11 protein-coding genes and 1 tRNA gene are annotated in these 19,047 nt (G+C 72.1%); all 12 read left to right on the plus strand.

Features of this window, described 5'->3' with window-relative positions:
• The first annotated feature begins 154 nt into the window (after positions 1-154).
• Positions 155-227: transfer RNA gene (locus QSK30_RS19835), tRNA-Thr, on the plus strand.
• A gap of 551 nt (positions 228-778) precedes the next feature.
• Positions 779-1,531: a PP2C family protein-serine/threonine phosphatase gene (locus tag QSK30_RS19840; protein WP_285504769.1), complete on the plus strand. Its 753-nt coding sequence runs from the start codon at positions 779-781 to the stop codon at positions 1,529-1,531.
• A gap of 244 nt (positions 1,532-1,775) precedes the next feature.
• Positions 1,776-7,940: an Ig-like domain-containing protein gene (locus tag QSK30_RS19845; protein ID WP_285504770.1), complete on the plus strand. Its 6,165-nt coding sequence runs from the start codon at positions 1,776-1,778 to the stop codon at positions 7,938-7,940.
• 31 nt (positions 7,941-7,971) lie between these two features.
• Positions 7,972-8,937: an AAA family ATPase gene (locus tag QSK30_RS19850; RefSeq protein WP_285504771.1), complete on the plus strand. Its 966-nt coding sequence runs from the start codon at positions 7,972-7,974 to the stop codon at positions 8,935-8,937.
• 1 nt (position 8,938) lies between these two features.
• A complete protein-coding gene (locus QSK30_RS19855; protein ID WP_285504772.1) occupies positions 8,939-10,123 on the plus strand; it encodes a DUF58 domain-containing protein in 1,185 nt (394 codons plus the stop codon).
• Positions 10,120-12,381, plus strand: coding sequence for a transglutaminase-like domain-containing protein (locus tag QSK30_RS19860; RefSeq protein WP_285504773.1), 2,262 nt, complete (start codon positions 10,120-10,122; stop codon positions 12,379-12,381). The genes QSK30_RS19855 and QSK30_RS19860 overlap by 4 nt, the downstream gene beginning before the upstream one ends.
• Positions 12,382-12,479: 98 nt before the next feature.
• Positions 12,480-12,842: a YciI family protein gene (locus QSK30_RS19865; RefSeq protein WP_285504774.1), complete on the plus strand. Its 363-nt coding sequence runs from the start codon at positions 12,480-12,482 to the stop codon at positions 12,840-12,842.
• Between the two features lie 375 nt (positions 12,843-13,217).
• Positions 13,218-14,456: an RNA polymerase sigma factor gene (locus QSK30_RS19870; protein ID WP_285504775.1), complete on the plus strand. Its 1,239-nt coding sequence runs from the start codon at positions 13,218-13,220 to the stop codon at positions 14,454-14,456.
• A 268-nt stretch (positions 14,457-14,724) separates the two neighbouring features.
• On the plus strand, positions 14,725-15,672 hold the full coding sequence (locus QSK30_RS19875; RefSeq protein WP_285504777.1) for a methionyl-tRNA formyltransferase: 948 nt from the start codon (positions 14,725-14,727) through the stop codon (positions 15,670-15,672).
• A gap of 11 nt (positions 15,673-15,683) precedes the next feature.
• Positions 15,684-16,547, plus strand: coding sequence for a non-ribosomal peptide synthetase (locus QSK30_RS19880; protein ID WP_285504779.1), 864 nt, complete (start codon positions 15,684-15,686; stop codon positions 16,545-16,547).
• Between the two features lie 37 nt (positions 16,548-16,584).
• Complete coding sequence (locus tag QSK30_RS19885) at positions 16,585-17,919, plus strand: lysine N(6)-hydroxylase/L-ornithine N(5)-oxygenase family protein (RefSeq protein WP_285504781.1); 1,335 nt, start codon at positions 16,585-16,587, stop codon at positions 17,917-17,919.
• A gap of 39 nt (positions 17,920-17,958) precedes the next feature.
• A complete protein-coding gene (locus QSK30_RS19890; protein ID WP_285504784.1) occupies positions 17,959-18,741 on the plus strand; it encodes a PIG-L family deacetylase in 783 nt (260 codons plus the stop codon).
• The last annotated feature ends 306 nt before the right edge of the window (positions 18,742-19,047 follow it).

Here is a 19,047-nt window from a genome sequence, read left to right on the forward strand (position 1 = left end):
GACCTGCCCCACCTGCGCCACCTGGCCCGACCGCTCGCCACTCCGTCTCCTCCCGGGTCATCCCATGTCTGTGCCGACGGTCGCCGATCATGGGGCACCCCGCAACCCCGGGCCTGTTCCCGCTTACGATGGTGAGGGCGTCCGCGGGCGCCACGCCGGCATAGCTCAATTGGCAGAGCACTCGCCTTGTAAGCGAAAGGTTCCGGGTTCGAGTCCCGGTGCCGGCTCATTCTTCGTTTGTCGGGTGGGTTCAGCCGCGCCTGGGTTTGGGGTGGGGCGGGCTTCCTGTCGCCGCGATCGTCTAACGCTGGGTGGGTGCTATCAAGGGCGCCTTCGGCGTCGCTGCGCGATTCCGCTGCGCTCCACCCTTGACAGCACCCACCCAGCGCTAGAGGCGGCCTGTATCAGGGAGCGGGGACGACTAAGCCACTGCGGGGGCGGCTTGCGTTGTCGGGTGGCGATGGGTGATGAGGGACGCGACTGGTGGCGGTGGCTGAGGGGGCGGCGGGCGACTGGCGGCTGGGTGGTGGGGGGACGCGACTGGTGGTGATGGCTGGGTGGCGGCGGGCGACTGGTGGCTGGGGTGGGCCGACGGGTGGGTGGGGACTGGCGGTTGGGGTCCCGATGCCTGGTCGCCGACGTGGGATTGAGGGGTGTGAGGGGGCGTAACGGACGAAAGGATCCGCGGTGGGGCGGGATTGCGCACACGTGACGTGCACCTCAGGTCTGTGCTGCGACGATGGGGGCGTCGACTGTCGATGGAGTGGGGGGTGCCCGGGTGAGCGGGGAGCCGACGATTCGGGCCGGGGCCGCGAGCGACGTGGGTCTGGTGCGGGCCGCCAATGAGGACAACTTCGTGTTGACCGGGACGGTCTTCGCGGTGGCCGACGGGATGGGTGGGCACGCGGCCGGGGACGTGGCCAGTGGGCTGGCCGTCGCCGGGTTGGCCCGGTTGGGGGCCGAGCAGGGGACGGTGCGGCCCGATGACGTGCGCAGGCACGTGATGCGGCTCAACGCCGACATCCTGGCGGCGGCGGCGCGCAACCCGGAGCAGGCGGGGATGGGGACGACGGTGACCGGGATCTGCCTGGTGGACTTCGCCGGGTCCGCGCACTGGGTGGTGTTCAACGTCGGCGACTCGCGGGTGTACCGGCTCGCCGACAAGGAGTTCGCGCAGTTGACCGTCGACCACTCCGAGGTCACCGAGCTGGTCGCGGCCGGTGAGCTGAGTCCGGCGGAGGCCGCCACGGACCCGCGGCGCAACGTGGTGACCAGGGCGTTGGGGGCGCCGGTCGCGCCGGAGCCGGACCTGCTCGTGTTCCCGCCCACCGTGGGGGACCGCTTCCTGCTGTGCTCCGACGGCCTCACCGGCGAGCTCGACGACGGCACCATCGCCGACATCCTGGCCGCCGAGCCCGACCCGCGGGCCGCCGCCGAGCGGCTGGTGCGGGCGGCCGTGGCGGCGGGTGGTCGGGACAACGTGACCGCGGTCGTGGTCGACCACGTCGCCGACGCGCCCGGAGTGTCCTAAGTAGACTCGATCTTAGGCCGATCGGCCTAGTCGGCCGGCGGAGTGGTCCACCACTGGCCCGTGCGCCCGCTGTGGTGTCACCCACAGCCGCGGCCGCGGGCCGGAATTCGCTTCCCGGGCCTACTCAGCGCCGCGCGCCGGCGATACCTTCACCTGGCGCGCCGGCGAGCGGGCGCTCTGCAACACCGGCACCGCCGGTGGCGATACGGCCGGTTGACGGCTCGGGGACTCTGGCAGGGGACACGTGGGTTTTCTCAGGCGACACCGCACGGCCATCGCGTCCTCGGTCGTGCTGGCGGTGGGTGCCACCGCGCTGGTGGCGTTCGCGCTCGCATCGACCGGGTACCCGGTGCGCCAGGTCGACCTCGACGACGGCGGCATCTGGGTGACCAGCGACCGGGACGGGCTGTTCGGCAGGCTGAACCGGCCCGCGGGCGCCCTCGACGCCGCCTTCTACCCGCCCGGTGGTACGCAGCAGACCTACCAGCTCGACATCGTCCAGGACGGTGCCGCGGTCGTCGCCCGGGACGCGATCACCGGCAGGCTGTTCCCGGTCGACGTGGCGCGTGCGGTGGCCCTGCCCGAGCAGGGGCTCTCGATCGCGGCCGAGACCAAGATCGCGATGGCCGGTGGCACGCTCGCCGCGCTGGACCCGAAGACCGGTCGGGTGTGGGCGACCCGGGTCGACACCCGCGCGGGCATGACCAACATGGGCACGTTGGACCCGAACAACGCCCCGGTCGCCGCGGTGGACGGCGTGGCGGACTTCGCCGTCGGGGTCGACGGCACCGTGCGCGTCGTGGCCGAGTCCGGCAAGACCGCGACGATCCGGCCGACGGAGGGCGACTTCGAGAACCCCGACTACGCCGCGCTGCCGCACCCGTTGCGCAGCGTGCAGGTGACCAGCGTCGGCGGTGACCTGGTCGTGCTCGACGCCGAGGCGGGCAAGGTCGTGCTCCCCGACGGTCGTGACATCGACGTCGGCGCGGACGAGCAGGCCCGGGTGCAGGTGCCGGGGCCGGGTTCGGACGTGGTGGTGCTGGCCACGTCGAAGGCGTTGATCACGGTCGGCATCGAGGGCGGCCAGGTCGGCACGCTGTCCGAGGTGGGTGCCGGCCCGCCCGCGGCGCCGGTGCGGCTGGGTGACTGCGTGCACGCCGCGTGGTCCAAGACCCCCTCCGGGTACGTCAGCTCCTGCTTCGGCGCCAAGGCCGCCCCGGGCGGGCTGCGCGACGAGCAGGCGCTGGTCAAGCCGGTGTTCCGGGTCAACCGGGGCGCGGTCGTGCTCAACGACCTGGCCACCGGCGCGGTGTGGGACCTGACCACGCGGCGCAAGGTCGACGACTGGTCCGCGGTCAAGCCGCCGCCGGTGCTGAACCCGAGCGACAAGACCAAGAACGACAAGAACACCGACGCGGCCAACGACAAGCCACCCAAGGCCGTGGACGACACGCTCGGCGCGCGGCCGGGCCGCACGACCGTGCTGCACGTGCTGGACAACGACTCCGACCCGGCGGGCAACATCCTGTCCATCTCGGCGATCACCGCCCCGGACAACCCGGCGGTCGCCCTGGCGGTGGCGCCGGACGGGCAGAGCGTGCAGGTCACCATGCCGGAGTCCGGGGTGAACACCCGGTTCAAGTACACAGTGGACGATGGCAAGGGGCTCAACGCCACCGCGTCGGTCAACGTCGAGTCGCGCGGTGCCGACGACAACAAGCCGCCGGAGCTGCGCGCGGGCTACAAGCCGCGCGAGTGGAGCGTGCCCTCCAGCGGCACGCTGTCGCTGCCCGCCCTCGGCGAGTGGCGCGACTTCGACGGCGACCCGATCGTGCTCGCCGACGCCAAGGTCGACGCGGGCGCGGTCACCACGACTCCCGCCGGTTTCGTGGAGTTCGCCGCCCCCAAGCAATCCGGCACGCAGAAGGTCGGGTACCGGGTCACCGACGGCCGTTCCGAACCCGTCCCGGGCACCGAGGCCGTCACCGTGCAGGAGCCCACCGCGACCAACGCCGTCGCCGCGGTCGCCGAGCCGGACGTGGCGCGCGGGCAGGTCGGCAGGCCGATCACCGTGCGCCCGCTGGAGAACGACCGCCCCGGCTCCGACCCGACCGACCCGGCCGCGCGGGTCCGGCTGGCGGGCGACCTCGCCGCGCCGCCCGGGGCCGCGGTGGTCACCGACCTCAAGACCGGGCTGGTGACCGTCACGGTGTCCCGCCCCGGCACGGTGTTCCTGGAGTACTCGGCCGCGTTCGGCAACGCGCCGTTCGCCCAGGGCAGCATCCGCATCGATGCCACCGCCGCCCCGGACACACCGCTGCCGCCGGTCGCCGTGCCGGACACCGCGGTGGTGCGCGCGCAGCTGCCGACGCTGGTCGACGTGCTGGCCAACGACGTCGACCCGTCCGGCTCGCTGCTGGTCGTGCAGACCGCCGAGGCGGCGCGCGACGACCAGCTCAAGGTCGCCATCGTCAAGGGCCGCTGGCTGCGGATCACCGCGCTCACCCCGGCGCTGAGCCCGAACCCGCAGGTGGTCCGCTACACCGTCACCAACGGCCTGACCGGCGCGGTCACCGGCGAGGTGTCGGTCACCCAGCTCGGCCCGCCCGCCGACGACACCCCGGTGCCCAAGGACGACTACGCGGTGGTCCGCGCGGGCGACTCGGTGGCGATCCCGGTGCTGGACAACGACACCACCCCCGGCGGCTCGCCGATCTCGTTGCAGGCCAACGTCGAGGGCGCGCCCGCGCGCGGGAAGCTCTCCGTCACCGGGTTGCAGGACCCGGGCAAGCAGGTCGGTGACGCGTTCGTCACCGGCAACGTCGTGCGCTACGTCCCGCCGAGCAGCGTCGACGCGCCGGTCAAGGTGGCCATCGACTACGTCGCGCTCAACCCCAACGGCGACCAGGCCGTCGGCCACGCGCACGTGACGATCACCCCGGCGCCGACCCCGTCCGCGCCGAACCAGGCGCCCGCGCCGCAGCTGGTGGAGGCCAGGGCGGTCGCGGGCGACACCATCAAGATCGTCGTCCCGACCACCGGGCTGGACCCGGACGGCGACTCGGTGACCGTCACCGGCATCGGCTCGGCGTCCGCGCTGGGCCGGGTGATCGCGATCGGCGCCACCTCGATCACCTACCAGGCCTACCCGACCAGCGCGGGCACCGACTCCTTCGGTTATGTGGTAACCGATCCGTACGGCAAGTCGGCTGAGTCGCAGGTGCGGGTGGCGATCGTGCCGCCCGGCGACCCGCAGCCCGCAGTGGCCGTCGACGACGTGGTCACCGCCGCTCCCGGCATCCGGCTGGCGATCGACGTGCTGGCCAACGACCTGCGCGCCCCCGGCGACACCGTGCGCGTCGGGCCGCTCGCCGAGCGCAATCCCGGTCTGCCGCCGGACGTCTCGCTCAACGCCGACACCGGCTTGGTCGAGCTGACCGCGCCCGAGCTCACCGGCAAGCCGCTCGTGGTGTCCTACGCCAGCACGGGCGGTTTCGGCGAGGCGTCGATCGCGACGCTGACCGTGCGCAGCCAGAAGGACTACAACGTCCCGCCGATCGCGGGTGACACCTACGCCAACCCCGGTCCCGGCGCGGGCACGGTCGAGGTCGACGTGCTCGCCGCCGCCGGCGACGTCGACGGCGCGCCCGAGGACCTGACCGTCCCGCAGGTCTTCGACCCCAAGGCGACCGTGTCCGGCGGCAAGATCACCATCCCGGTGCTCGACCAGCCGCGCACCGTGGCCTACGAGGTGCGCGACGGCGGAGGCGCCTCCGCGCTCGGCCTGGTGCATGTGCCCGCCGCGGGCAACGGCGCGCCGTACGGCAAGGCGGAGCAGAGCATCGAGGTCCCGGCCGACGGCAGCAAGACCGTCTCGATCGCCGACTACGTGGTCGACCCGGCGGGCAAGCCGGTGAAGCTCACGCTCACCGAGCGGATCTCCGCCTCGCCGTCGATCGGGCTCAAGGTGCGCAACGAGGGCGACCAGGGCCTCGTGCTCACCGCGGTCCCCGGCTACAACGGCCCGGCCGCGGTCACCTTCCAGGTCACCAACGGCACGCTCACCGAGGGCACCACGGCCTACATCACCGTGCCCGTCCAGGTCGGTCCGGACGTGCCGATCCTGCGCTGCCCCAACGGACCCATCACGCTCATCGCGGGCGGCACCACCGTCGGGATGAACATCACCTCGGTCTGCCACGTGTGGACGGCCAAGCCCGGCGGCGCGGCCGACCTGAAGTACACGGCCCGCTGGAAGGCTGAGCCGGGCGGCGTGGACATCGCGGGCCAGGGCAGCGGCACCATCCGGCTCACCGCCTCCGGCGCGGCCCGCCCCGGGGCCAACGGCGTCCTCGAGGTCGGTGTCGACGGCTCGCCCGGCGCGCCGACCCCGCTGACCGTGCGGGTGATCGCCGTCCCGGCGCCCTCGGTGTCGCCGGTGTCCATCGACGGGGTCAAGGCGGGCGAGACCGCGGTGGTCGACGTCTCCGCCTACGTCCGCTCCCGGCTGCGCGACCCCGTCGTCTCGGTGCTGTCCGTGCGCCAGGTCGACGGCATGAGCGCTTCGTCCACATCGGACGGTTCGACGGTCCGGATCACCCCGGGCGGCGACGCGCACGGCTCGATGTCCTTCGAGGTCACCGTCACCGACGTGGCCGACCGCAACCGCAACGACCGCAAGGTCCCCGGCCGGATCACCCTGCGCGTGCTGGGCGTCCCGGACGCGCCGGGCACGCCGGTGCCGGGGCGCACGACGCTGAGCAAGGTCGTCGAGCTGTCCTGGACCACACCGGCCAACAACGGCGCGCCGATCGAGACCTACGAGGTCGGCTACGACGGTGGCACCCAGTCCTGCGCGGGTTCGCCGTGCTCGATCACCGGGCTCACCAACGGCCGCGAGTACTCGTTCAGCGTCAAGGCCCGCAACCTGGTCGGCTGGGGCAAGCCCAGCGGCCGCTCGGCGGGGGCCAAGCCGGACGAGGTGCCCGGCGCGGTCGGCGGCCTGACCGCCTCCCGCCCGCAGGACGGTTCGGTGCTGCTCGACTGGACGCCGCCGAAGAACGAGGGCAGCGCCGTCACCCGCTACGAGATCACCTGGACCGGCGGCGGCCGCACGACCGCCTCCAGCGGCGCCACCAGCGCGACCGCGAGCGGGCTGGACAACGACACCGTCTACACCTTCACCGTCGTCGCGGTGAACGCCGAGGGGCCCGGCCCGGCCACCTCGACCACCGGCCAGTCCGCGGGCGCGCCGTCGCGGCCGAACGCGCCGACCTTCACCGCGGCCCAGTCGGCCGACCAGTCCTCCCGGGCGGTTCAGGTCAGCTGGGGCGCGGTGTCGGCGAACGGGCCCGGCCCGGTGACCTACACCGTGCAGCGCACCGGCGGCGGCCGGGACAAGACGGTGTGCCGCAACGCAACCGCCACCTCGTGCGCCGACGACGGCCTGGCCAACGACGGCACGATCTACACCTACACCGTCACCGCGTCCAACTCCGCGCCCGGCGAGCACGTCTCGGCGCCGAGTCCGGGCGCGCAGATGGAGGCGACCGCCACCCCGGACCCGTTCGGCGCCTACGAGGCCGAGGCGACCGGTGTGGACGGTCAGGCGAAGATCACCTTCGACGCGCCGGCCTCGCACGGCCGCACCAACACCGTCACCTGCTCCTGGGGCGGCGGGAACAGTTGCGGCACCTGGACCTTCCCGCCCGACGGCCGGAACAACGCGAGCTACACGATCAACGGCCTGCCCAACGGCGAGCTGACCAAGATCGCGCTGCGCACCTGCAACGGCAGCGGCGGCGGCGCGTACGCGGGCGACCCGTGCAACGTGCCCGCCAGCCAGGACGTCACCGCCTACGGCCCGATGAAGGACCTGGTCGTCACCACCTCGACCAGCGGCAAGGACGTGAACTGGAGCATCAGCGTCAACGCCAACGGCAAGCCCGCCACGGTGCGGGTCCAGACCGACGACCAGGACGTGTCGTTCGAGACCGGGGTCGGCGTGTTCACCAAGGCGGGCAAGGACACCCTCGACTACAACAAGCTCGACACCATCAAGGTCACGGTGACCGACAAGGGCAGGCCCACGCTCACCGAGACCAAGACGCAGAAGACCGGTCCGCCGCCGCCCGCCCCGGCGGTGACCGTCACCAAGGGCGCCAACTGCGCCAACGCCTGCGGCAGCGACCCGGCGGCCTGCACGGACGCCAGCTGCGCCTACATCAAGGTGCAGACGGCGAACTTCCTCACCGCGGTCAACTGCTCGTTCAGCGCCGACAAGCCGGGCACGTTCGTCAACGAGAACTTCAACCCCAACGAGACCCGCCAGACCCGCAACTTCTACGGGTCCCCGGGCACCAAGGTCTACGTCACCTGCGGTGGCGTCCCCGGCTCGATGATCTGGTGATCGTGCAAGCACAGGAAGACAGGAACGGGCAATGACAGCCACACCGGAGCAGGCGCAGCTGTTCGCGCAGACCTTCGACCGGTTGGTCGCGAACGTCAGCGTCGCGATCGTCGGCAAGGAGCACGCGGTCCGCCTCGCGCTCACCTGCCTGCTCTCCGAGGGGCACCTCCTGCTGGAGGACTACCCGGGGACCGGCAAGACGATGCTGGCCAAGGCGCTGGCCCGGTCGGTGCAGGGCACCAACTCGCGCATCCAGTTCACCCCGGACCTGCTGCCCTCCGACGTCACCGGGGTGACCATCTACGACCAGCGCAGGCAGGAGTTCGAGTTCCACCGCGGCCCGATCTTCCACTCCATCGTGCTGGCCGACGAGATCAACCGGGCCTCGCCGAAGACCCAGTCGGCGCTGCTGGAGGTGATGGAGGAGGGCCGGGTCACCGTCGACGGCGTCTCGCACGAGGTGGGCAAGCCGTTCATGGTGGTCGCCACGCAGAACCCGATCGAGCAGGCGGGCACCTACCGGCTCCCGGAGGCGCAGCTCGACCGGTTCCTGATGAAGACCAGCATCGGCTACCCCGACCACACCGCGACGGTGGCGCTGCTCTCGGCGGCGTCGGTGCGCGACCGGTCGGTGGCGGTGCAGCCGGTGATCAGCTCGCAGGTCGTCTCGCAGCTCGCCGCGACCGCCGACCGGGTGCACGTCGACGCCGCCGTGCTCGCCTACGTGAGCCACATCGCCGAGGCCTCGCGCGAGCACGAGCACGTCCGGCTGGGCGTGTCGGTGCGCGGCTGCCTGGCGTACGTGCGCTGCGCCAAGACCTGGGCGATGACCAAGGGCCGCAACTTCGTCACGCCCGAGGACGTCAAGGAGCTGGCGCTGCCCGTGCTGGGCCACCGGATCCTGCTCAACGCGCAGGCGCAGTTCGACGGCGTCTCGATCACCGACGTGATCGAGAAGCTGCTGGCCGACGTCGCGCCCCCGGTCGCCCGGGGCTGACGTGGCGGCGATCGCGGAGGCGTTGCGCTCGGTGACCCCGATGGGCACCGTGGTGGCCGTCGGCTCGGTGCTGGCCTGGGTGGGCGGCGCGGTGCTCGGCTGGGTCGAGCTGGTGGTGGCGGGCGCGGCCGGTGTGCTGGCGTTCGCGGTGTGCCTGGGCTGGGCGGTGGGGCGCAACGCGCTGGCCGTGCGGTTCGGGCTCGACCGGCAGCGGGTGGTGGCGGGGCAGCCCGCGGGCTGCGTCGTCGAGGTGGCCGGAACCCGGACCGGGCGGCTGCTGGCGCTGGAGCTGGAGCTGGCGGTGAACGACGACGTGCACGTGGTCGAGGTGCCCGGCCTGGTCGCCGGGCAGGTCCACCGCGAGCTCTTCCCGATCCCGACGGAGAAGCGCGGCGTGATCGCGGTCGGACCGGCGGTCACCGTGCGCGGCGACCCGGTGGGCATGCTGCGCCGCGCCGTTTCCTGGGGGCAGACGCAGGAGCTGTTCGTGCACCCGGTGACCGTGCCGCTGGGCGCGCTGGGCGCGGGCATGCTGCGCGACCTCGAGGGCTACACCACCACTGATTTGTCCACAAGCGACTTGGCGTTCCACACGCTGCGCGAGTTCGCCCCCGGCGACGACCGCAGGCACATCCACTGGCGCTCGTCGGCGAAGATGGCCAGCGCGGGTGGCGACGTCGGTACTTTCCTGGTGCGCCAATACCTCGACACCCGCCGCGCCCGCCTGGTGATCGCCGTCGACGGCGACCTCGCCGCCTACCCCGATCCGGCGGACTTCGAGACCGCGATCTCAGTCGCCGGGTCGCTCGCGCTGCGCGCGGTGCAGGACGAGATCGACCTGACCCTGTTCGCCGCGAACCAGGTCGTGCACGACGCCACCGCCCAGCGCGCCCTCGACGGGCTCGCCCGGGTGACCCCGGTGACCATGGGCCTCGACGACCTGACCACCCGCGCCGCGCGGCTCGCGCCGGACGCCACCGTGGTCGTGGTCGTCGCGGGTGGCGAGCGCTCGTTCGCCGAGCTGCTGCGCGCCTGCGCGCAGTTCCCCTCCGACATCCGCAAGGCCGCCATCACCGTCTCCGCCGCCGCGCAGGCCGGGATCTCCAGCGGGACCGGGCTCACGGTGGCCGCCGTGCGCGACCTGACCGACCTGCGCGCCGTGCTCGACGGGGGGCCACTGGGATGAGGTCCGTCGTTCCCACCCGCGCCGACCTCGCGGACGCCGCGTTCCTGGTGCCGCTGTTCGTGGTGGCCATCGCTGGTTTCGCGACCAGCTACGACGGCTGGCCGTTCCTCTGGGTCGGCCTGGCCGGGCTCGGTCTCGGCCTGCTGGTCGGGCACGTAGCCACGGTCGCGCGCCTGCCGCTGGTGGCGGTCGCCGCGATGACCGTGGCGGTGTACTTCCTGCTCGGCGGGGCCGTGCTGCTGCGCGACCGCGCGGTGGCCGGGTTCCTGCCCGGGCCGGACGTGCTCAGCGCGCTCGCTCGGTCCGGTGTGGACAGTTGGAAGCAGTTGCTCACCACGCTGCCCCCGGTGGACGGCAGCGGCCCGCTGCTGGTGATCCCCTACATCCTGGGCCTGTTCTGCGGCGCGGTCGGCTTCACGGTGGCCCGCCGGGTGAAGGTCAGCGCCGCGCCCGCGGTGGCGCCGTCGGCCGTGCTGGTCGCGGTGATCCTGCTGGGCACGCCGTCGCCGGTGCTGCCGACCGTGCAGGGCGGCGCGTTCGCCTGCCTGGTGCTGCTCTGGACGTCCGTGCGCGCCCGTCGCCGTCGGCGACCGCTGCGCGACGGCGCCCGGCGCGCGACCCGCCTGGTGACCGGCGCGGCGCTGATCGGTGTGGCGGGTGCGGTCGCGGTCGTGGCCGCCCCGGTGCTGCCGGGCGCGGGCGGACACCGGACCGTGCTGCGCGAGCACATCACCCCGCCGTTCGACCTCAACGCCTACGCCAGCCCGCTGGTCGGTTTCCGCAAGTACACCGAGAACGCCAACCAGCTGTGGGACCAGACCCTGTTCACCGTCAAGGGCCTGCCCAAGGACGGTTTGGTCCGCATCGCGACCCTGGACGACTACACCGGCGCGGTGTGGGGCGCGGGCTCGGGCGCCGACGAGGTCGTGCCCGGCGCGCCCAAGTACGGCTTCCAGCGCGTCGGCTCGCGCATTCCGTCCACTGTGGAGGGTGCGAGCACCGGGGTGGTGGTCACGATTGGCGCGGCCTACGCCACCGCCTACGACGTCAACCCCTGGCTGCCCACCCCCGGCACCCCCAGGGCGGTGCGGTTCACCGGGCCGAGCGCGACCGGGCACGCCGACAGCTTCCGGTTCAACCTGGCCACCACCGCGGGCATCGTCACCGACCGGCTGCGCACCGGCGACACCTACACGGTGGACGCGGTGACCGACGTCGTGCCGCTGCCCGCCGACCCGCAGCCCTTCGGCAGGCCGACGCTCTCCCCGGCGGCCTACACCTTTGTCGCGGCCAAGACCGGCACCTGGACCGGCAAGGCCACCGACCTGGGCGGCAAGCTCCGGGCCGTGGCGTCCTACCTGCGCGACAACGGCGCCTTCAGCGACGGCGGGCCGGGGGAGACCGAGTACCTGCCCGGCCACAGCGTCGGGCGGCTCACCAGCTTCCTCAACGCCCAGCGCCCGGTCGGCGACGACGAGCAGTACGCGTCGGTGTTCGCCCTGGTCGCCAACCAGCTCGGGATGCCCGCCCGGGTCGTCCTCGGCGCCAAACCGGGCCCGGACGGCGTGGTGCGCGGCGAGCACGTCCAGGCCTGGGTCGAGGTCCACCTGACCGACGGGCGGTGGGCGACGATCATGAACACCGAGTTCATGCCGGACCGCTCGAAGAAGCCCGACCGCGTCCCGCCGCAGCAGGTCGAGAACACCGACGCCTCGATCGTCCCGCCGCCGAACACCGTCCACCCGCCCAGCTCGCTCACCGACGCCAGCCGCGTCGACCCCAACCTCGGGCGCGGCGCGGGCGCGCGGGACGAGGGCTTCTGGGAGCTGCCGTCCTACCTGGTGACCATCCTGACCTGGGGCGGGCCGCCGGTTCTGCTGGTCGCCCTGGTCTGCGCGGTGATCATCGGCGGCAAAGCCCTGCGCAGGCGCAAGCGCAGGCGCACCGGCCTGCCCGCGGTCCGCGTCGCCTCGGGCTGGCAGGAGATCATCGACCGCGCCCGCGACCTGGGCACGGCGGTCCCGCTGGGCCTGACCCGACCGGAACAGGCGAACGTCCTGGGCGACGCCGAGGTCCTGCGGCTCGCCCGGGCGGCCGACGCGACCGTGTTCGGCCCGGTGGAGCCGACCGAGCAGAACGCAGCCCACTTCTGGTCCACCGTGGACGACCTGCGGCGGCAGATGGGCGCGGGCGTGAGCCGTTTGCGCAGGTTGCGGGCTGCTCTTAGCCTGCGCACGGTGCGCACGAGAACTTCTTAGAAGTTCTTGTCGACCCCGTGTCGATCCGGGTCCGCGCCGTTCGACGCGTCAGTGAGGCCAGGACAACGGTCCGGGCACAGTTTCCAGGGAGTGTTGAGATGCCGCGCTACATGATGATGCACAAGATGACCGCCGACATGGAGGCCGGTGTGCCCCCGACCCCCGAGCAGATGGCCCGGATCGGCGCCCTCATGGCCGAGGTGGAGGCGGCCGGTGTGCAGCTGGCGGGCGAGGGCCTGCGCCCCACCAAGGACGCCTCGCGGATCGTGGTCAAGGACGGCGCGACGACGGTGACCGACGGTCCGTTCGCGGAGACGAAGGAACTGATCGCCGGGTTCTCGATCGTGCGGACCGAGACCAGGGAGGAAGCGATCGGGTGGGCGCTGAAGTTCGCCGAGGTGCTCGGGCACGACATCGAGATCGACGTCCGCCAGGTCGTCGAGTTCTCCGACTTCGAGTGACAGCCCCTCGCCCGGTGCCTTGGCCGCGACGCGATGGAGTGGACCTGCTCGCAGGGGCCAGAGTCGCGTTGTGGGCTCGATCGGGCGGACCGGCTTGATCTGGGGACCCCGGAAGAGGCGCGGTGGGTAAAGCGGGTGGGGAAGGGATCCACCCACCTGCCAGGCAGCTTAGCGCCTCTTCCCCCCAGATAAAGCCGGTCCGCCCGATCGAGCAGTTGGGCGGGTGGGTGCGGTTGGGCTGGTGGTGGGGTGGCGAGTGTGGGTTGCTCGTCGGGGTGCGGGGTGCGGGGTGCGGGGTGCGGGGTGCCGGGTGTAGGTGGGGCGGGGCGGGGGGCGGGCTTTGCCCTGGGGTGACCCTGCTGTTCTGATTGGGGGGTGAGCGGGAACCGGGCTGTCGCGGCAGTCGAGGCGGTGTGGCGGATCGAGGCCGGGCGGTTGATCGCGGGGCTGTCCGGTCTGGTCCGGGATGTCGGGCTCGCCGAGGAGCTCGCCCAGGACGCCCTCGTCGCCGCGCTGGAGCAGTGGCCGACCTCCGGTGTGCCGCGCAACGCCGGGGCCTGGCTGATGGCGGTGGGCAAGCGGCGGGCCATCGACCACATCCGGCGTTCGCAGAACCTCGACCGCAAGTACGCCCAGCTCGCGCACACCCTGGACGAGACCGAGGAGCTCCCCGAGGTCGGCGCCATCGAGGACGACCTGCTCCGGCTCGTCTTCACCGCCTGCCACCCGGTGCTCTCCACCGAGGCCCGGGCCGCGCTGACGCTGCGGATGCTCGGCGGCCTCAAGACCGAGGAGATCGCCCGGGCGTTCCTGGTCTCCGAGGCCACTGTCGCGCAGCGGATCGTCCGGGCCAAGAGGGTGCTGGCCAAGGCGGACGTGCCGTTCGAGGTCCCGTCCGGCGCGGAGTTGGCCCCACGGCTGGCATCCGTGCTGGAGGTGGTCTACCTGATCTTCAACGAGGGTTACTCGGCGACCGCCGGTGACGACTGGATGCGCCCGGAGCTCTGCGCCGACGCCTTGCGGCTCGGTCGGGTCCTGGCCGAGTTGATGCCGCGGGAGCCCGAGGTGCACGGGTTGGTGGCACTGCTGGAGATCCAGGCGTCCCGGCAGCGGGCCCGCACCACCGCGGACGGCACCCCGGTGCTGCTGCTCGACCAGGACCGGTCGCGTTGGGACCAGATCCACATCCGCCGCGGACTGGCCGCCCTAGAGCGGGCCGAGGGCCTGGCCCCGCGCGGGCCGTACACGCTCCAAGCCGCGCTGGCCGCCTGCCACGCCCGTGCGCGCACCGCCGCGGAGACGGACTGGGCGCGCATCGCCGCGCTCTACGAAGAGCTCGCGGCGGCGAGGCCGTCGCCGGTGGTCGAGCTCAACCGGGCTGTGGCGCTGTCCATGGCCGAGGGTCCACAGGCCGGGCTCGACCTGGTCGACCTGCTGGTGGACGACCCCGCGCTGAGGAACTACCACCTGCTGCCCAGTGTGCGCGGCGACCTGCTGGCCAAACTCGGCAGGCCGGCCGAGGCCCGGGTGGAGTTCGAGCGGGCCGCCGAGCTGACCCGCAACGCCCGTGAGCGGGCCCTGCTGCTGGACCGGGCCGCCGCCTGCGGGGCCTGAGCCTGCGCCCGGCCTGGGGGCCACCGAGGCCGTTCCCGGGAGCATCGCCGCAGGTCGTGAACAGTTTCACAAGCGCTGTCCACACCGAGTTCTCCCCAGGCTGGGGATGGACGTGTGTATAGATCCACTTCGGATGGCGGCTTGACACGGGCCACCACAGCCGCAATAAGCCCGTGATCGTGCCAACAGGGGTACCTGAGCGCCTCGGTGAGATGTAAGGATGGCCTAAGCAAGGCGAGGCTAACTTTACGGCGAAGCGGGAGGGCCCATGCGGGTCGTGATGTTCGGTTTTCAGACCTGGGGGCACCGCACCCTGCAGGCGCTGCTGGAGTCCGAGCACGAGGTGGTCACCGTGGTCACCCACCCGCCGGGCGAGGGCGTGTACGAGAAGGTGTGGAGCGACTCGGTCGCCGAGCTGGCCGAGGCGCACGGCGTCCCGGTGATCGTGCGCGAGCGCCCGGACGACGACGAGCTGTTCGAGGCGCTGCGCGAGCTGGACCCCGATGTGATCGTGGCGACCAACTGGCGCACCTGGATCCCGCCGCGGATCTTCGAGCTGCCCAAGCGCGGCACGCTCAACGTGCACGACTCGCTGTTGCCCGCCTACGCCGGGTTCTCCCCGCTGATCTGGGCGCTGATCAACGACGAGCCCGAGGTCGGCGTCACCGCGCACATGATGGACGACACCCTCGACGCGGGCGACATCGTGCTGCAGCGCGCGGTCCCGGTCGGCCCGCGCGACACCACCGCCGACCTGTTCGCCAAGACCCTCGAGCTGTTCGGGCCGATCACCGTGGACGGGCTGGCCGAGATCGCCGCGGGCCGCACCGAGTTCACCAAGCAGGACCGGTCCAAGGCCAGCTTCTTCCACAAGCGCGCCGAAGAGGACCTGCGCGTCGACTGGACCTGGTCGGCCGAGGAGCTCGACCGGCTCGTGCGGGCGCAGTCCGCGCCGTACCCGAGCGCGTTCTGCTTCCACCGCGGCAAGCGGCTGGAGATCGTGGCCGCGCGGGTGTCCGAGGCCAACTACGGCGGCACGCCCGGCCGGATCTTCTACCGCGAGGGCGACGGTGTCGCCATCGTCGCGGGCGCCGACGCGCGCCGCGGCCGCAACCGCGCGCTGCTGGTCACCCGGGTCCGGACCGCGGACGGCACCGAGCTGGCCGCGCACGACTACTTCAAGCACATGGGCGGCTACCTCGCCGCGCGCCCGTGACCGGCGCCGACATGTCCACAGTAGACACCTCGGTGCTGGACGCGGTGACCACCGCGGCGCTGCTGGGCGAGATCCCGGCGGTGTTCGGCACGGGGGTGGCCGACGTGCTGCGCTCGGCCCTGGTCGTGGCCGCTGGCCGGGCGTTCACCGTCGACGGTGGGGCGGGCTTGTCGGACACGGTGAAAACGCTTGCGGGCCAGCACTTCGGGCCGTCGATCGGGTTCACCTACCTCGGTCGCCACGGCGTCGAGCACGGACTGGACGCGCACGCCGTCGAGGTGGTCGTGGAGGTCCAGGAGGGGCCGGACGGGCCACGGCTGCACGCGTTCTGGTCGTGGCGCGAGCCCGCGCTCGCCGCCGATGTCGACGCCCTTGCCGCGTCGTGGTTCCGGGTGCTGGTGGCGCTCGCCGAAAGGCCGTGGGACGCGAGCCCGGTGCGCCCGGCCGCGGCGGGCGCACCCGTGCAGGTGGTGCTCGAGCTGTCTGGCCAGGTCGATCCGGTCGCGCTGTGCGGGGCGGCCGATGTGTTGGTGCGCAAGCACTCCACGTTGTCCAGGTCGTTCCGCGAGGTCGACGGCGCGACCTACGCGGTGCGCTGCCCGGCTGTCGCGGCGTTCCGGATGGCCGACAGCGCCGAACTGGCCACTGTGGAGCGAGCCGTACCGTTCGACCTCGCGCGGCCGCCGCTCATCCGCTTCGCCTTGGCGCGCAGTGGATCCGCCCGGCACCAGCTCGTGATCACCGCGCACCCGGCGCTGCTCGACGGCCTGCGCCTCGACGACCTGGCCCGCGAGCTGCTGGTGCTGGCCGCGACGAGACCCACGCCACGGCACCGGGATCTCCGGGGACTCCCGCTGGTGGATTTATTAGGTTAGCCTCACCTAGCTCGTTGATGTCGACGAAGGGACCGCAGTGACCAGCGACGCTCTGCCGCACGAGGTGTTCGACGTCGTCGGGATCGGGTTCGGACCGTCGAACCTGGCGCTGGCCATCGCGGTCGACGAGCACAACCGGCGGCACCCGGAGGTGGCCCTGCGGGCGGTGTTCCTGGAGAAGCAGGCGGGCTTCGGCTGGCACCGGGGGATGCTGATCGACGACGCGACCATGCAGGTGTCCTTCCTCAAGGACCTGGTCACCATGCGCGACCCGGCCAGCGACTTCAGCTTCCTGTGCTACCTGCGCGACCGCGACCGGCTGGTCGAGTTCATCAACCACAAGACGATGTTCCCGCTGCGCACCGAGTTCCACGACTACTTCGAGTGGGCCGCGGCCCGGGTCGCCGACCAGGTCCGCTACGGCACCGAGGTCGTCTCGGTCCGCCCGGTCGAGGTGGCCGGCCAGGTCGAGCACCTCGACGTCATCGCCCACCGCCCGGACGGCACCGTGGTCACCTGCCGGGCCAGGAACGTCGTCGTGGCAACGGGTCTGCGGCCGCGGCTGCCCGCCGACGCGGTCACCTCCGAGCGGGTGTGGCACAACATCGAGCTGATGCACCGGATCGGCGACCTGGTCGCCACCAAGCCGCGCCGCGTCCTGGTGGTCGGTGCGGGCCAGAGTGGCGCGGAGACGGTGGCGGAGCTGCACACCGCGCTGCCCGACGCCGAGGTGTGCGCGGTGTTCGCGCGCTACGGGTACGCACCGGCCGACGACAGCCCGTTCGCCAACCGCATCTTCGACCCGCGCGCGGTCGACCACTTCTACGGCGCGCCCGAGGACGTCAAGCAGATGCTGCTCGACTACCACCGCAACACGAACTACTCGGTGGTCGACATGGACCTCATCGAGGACCTCTACCGCCGCGAGTACCGGGAGCTGGTCACCGGCCGCAAGCGCCTGGACATCCGCAACGCCAGCCGCGTCACCTACACCAGGGAGACCGACGACGCGGTCTACGTGACGGTCGAGTTCCTGCCCACCGGCGAGACCCAGACGATCCAGTGCGACGCCGTGGTCTACGCGACCGGCTACACCCCGGGCGACGTCTTCGACCTGCTCGGCCGCGCGGCCTCGGTCTGTGAACGCGGCCCGGAGGGCAGGCCGGTGCTGGCCCGCGACTACCGGCTGCGAACGGCTCCCGGCGTGCGCGCGGGGATCTACCTGCAGGGCGGCACCGAGCACGCGCACGGCATCACCGCCACCCTGCTGTCCAACACGGCCGTCCGGGTGGGCGAGATCCTGGAGTCGGTGCTGACCGACGCCCCCGCGCAGGCGGTCACCGCCGAGACCAGCGTGTTCGCTCTCGGCTGACCGCTGCCACCTGTCGGTGGGCGGGGTTACCGTGGCGTCATGGCCACACTGGTGACATTCCACGCCCACCCCGACGACGAGTGCATCTCCTGTGGCGGCGTCATGCGCAAAGCCGCCGACGAGGGCCACCGAGTCGTCCTGGTCGTCGCCACCCGAGGCGAACTGGGCGAGGTCCAGGACGGCTTCCTCGCCGACGGCGAGGAACTCTGGACCCGCCGCGTCCTGGAAACCCACGCCGCCGCGGACATCCTCGGCGTCTCCCGAGTCGAGTTCCTCGGCTACCAGGACTCCGGCATGATGGGCGACCCCACCAACGACGGCCCGGACACCTTCTGGCAGGCGTCGGTGGAAGAGGCCGCGAACCGCCTGGCCGCCATCCTCACCCAGGAATCCGCCGACGTCCTCACCATCTACGACGACAACGGCGGATACGGACACCCGGACCACATCCAGGTCCACCGAGTCGGCGCCCGAGCAGCGGAACTGGCAGGCACCCCCCGCGTCTACCAGGCAACAGTCAACCGCGACGAAATGCGCCGAAGGATGGCCGAGGCCAGGGCAGCGGGCGACGAGTCATTCGGTCCGCCGGAGGACATCGAGATGGGCAAGCCCGAGATCGAACTGACGGCCGCCGTCGACGTCACCAAGTACCTGGACACCAAGCGAGCCGCCATGCGAGCCCACGCCAGCCAGATCGCCGAGGACAGCTTCTTCCTGGCCATCCCGGACGAGGGATTCGCCATGGCCTTCGGCACGGAGTACTTCATCCGGGCGGGACAGGGCGCAGGAATCACCGAGACAGACATCATGGAAGGCCTGTAGCACCCGGCCAGCCAGCCTCAATCCCACCCGCGCGCCATCCCCACCCGCGCCCCAACCCCACCCTCCCGCCCCCCTGAACTTGGGCCCGATCTCCCACGCCCCTGTTCTACCCCAAGCCCCAGCCAATACTCTTGTCTCTCGTCCCTATTTGAATCCCTTGCTTTTCATTCCCTAATCCCCAAGCCCTACGGAACGCGACACCCGTTACGGATGTGCTCGATCTGGCGGACTCCCTTTGTGTGGGGGAGGAGTGCCGCTAACCTTGACCTGGTGGTGGGGATGCCCTTCACCCCACGCTTTTTCCCC

Origin of the sequence: Actinokineospora sp. NBRC 105648 (assembly GCF_030269645.1) — a bacterium.
Taxonomy (GTDB): Bacteria; Actinomycetota; Actinomycetes; order Mycobacteriales; family Pseudonocardiaceae; genus Actinokineospora.

Coding starts and splice junctions, on each gene's coding strand:
- QSK30_RS19850 (WP_285504771.1), top strand. CDS start 7,972: ATGACAGCCACACCGGAGCAGGCGCAGCTGTTCGCGCAGACCTTCGAC.
- QSK30_RS19860 (WP_285504773.1), top strand. CDS start 10,120: ATGAGGTCCGTCGTTCCCACCCGCGCCGACCTCGCGGACGCCGCGTTC.
- QSK30_RS19865 (WP_285504774.1), top strand. CDS start 12,480: ATGCCGCGCTACATGATGATGCACAAGATGACCGCCGACATGGAGGCC.
- QSK30_RS19875 (WP_285504777.1), top strand. CDS start 14,725: ATGCGGGTCGTGATGTTCGGTTTTCAGACCTGGGGGCACCGCACCCTG.
- QSK30_RS19880 (WP_285504779.1), top strand. CDS start 15,684: ATGTCCACAGTAGACACCTCGGTGCTGGACGCGGTGACCACCGCGGCG.
- QSK30_RS19890 (WP_285504784.1), top strand. CDS start 17,959: ATGGCCACACTGGTGACATTCCACGCCCACCCCGACGACGAGTGCATC.